Genomic DNA, 1062 nt, shown 5'->3' on the forward strand with positions numbered 1-1062 from the left:
CGGCCGGCGGGGCCGGCGCTGCCGAGGGCGCGGGGGCCGCCGACGCGGTGGAGGTGCCTGCCGCGGATGCGGAGTCCGTGGCCGGACCCGCAGCGGAGTCCGCGGCGGGAACCGCAGTGGAGCCGCCAGAGGACTTGCGGAAGATCGCCCGCGGGTCCATGTCACGGAGGTCGTCACGGCTCAGGCCGCCGTGCAGGTCCTCGGCGGTGACACCGTTGCGTGCGGTGGTGCGGGTGGAGTCCACGGGCTCGCGCAGGGCCTCGCGGATCATGCGGCGGGGGTCGTACTGACGCGGGTCGTACTTGCGCCATTCGATCTCGTCGAAGTCCCGTCCGGTCTCCTCCTTGAACTGCTCCTTGGCCCCCTCGGCCATGACCTTCATGGAGCGCAGCCAGTCCGCGAACTTCCGGGTGTACATCGGCAGCCGCTCAGGACCCAGGATGAGCAGGGCGATGAGGATGAGGACGATGAACTCGCCGCCATTGATACCGATGTTCACAGGCTCTGACTCTACTAAAGGACAGGCGTCGCGGCCACGCCGAACGGGATGTCCGCCGCGCCGAGCAGGCGGTCGATCCCGCGCTCGAGACGGTCGGAGATCTCCTCCGGGGCACGGAGGTCGTCCGCGACGCCCGAACGGTCCGACACCACCATCGTGGAGAGCAGCTGCTCTACACGGTCACGGGGCAGGTCCGAGGTCACCACATAGCGGGCGGCCCCGATCGGGAGGGTGGCGGTCCACGTGTCCCGGCCGTCGTCCGCCGTGACGTGGTACGTGACGCCGACCGGCAGGGTCCCCTCCGTGGCGGTGGGCGCGCCGTCCTGGCCCGGACAGGCGTCCGGCACCTCGGCGGACCCGGTGGTGCGGCACTCTCGCACGTGCACCCGGCGGTCCTCGTCCGACCAGTCCACGGAGACCTCCATGACGCCTCCCTCGCCGGCCACATCGAGGTCCAGCGGACGCAGACCGACCGGCTGCAGCGACGGCACGGCCCAGCCGTGGCGGCGCAGGGCGCGGATCGCCGAGCCGTTCTCCGCCGCCACCGCCGACGTCGACCTGCG

2 protein-coding genes are annotated in these 1062 nt (G+C 71.9%); both read right to left on the reverse strand.

Features of this window, described 5'->3' with window-relative positions; translation table 11 throughout:
- On the reverse strand, nt 1-499 hold a 499-nt coding region (locus tag AC2W7A_RS12740; protein WP_485991653.1), incomplete at its 3' end, for a twin-arginine translocase TatA/TatE family subunit.
- Between the two features lie 14 nt (nt 500-513).
- The coding region (locus AC2W7A_RS12745; protein ID WP_485991654.1) for a hypothetical protein at nt 514-1062 on the reverse strand (549 nt) is incomplete at its 5' end.

This window comes from Micrococcus sp. LASM2_SD2 (assembly GCF_057364565.1).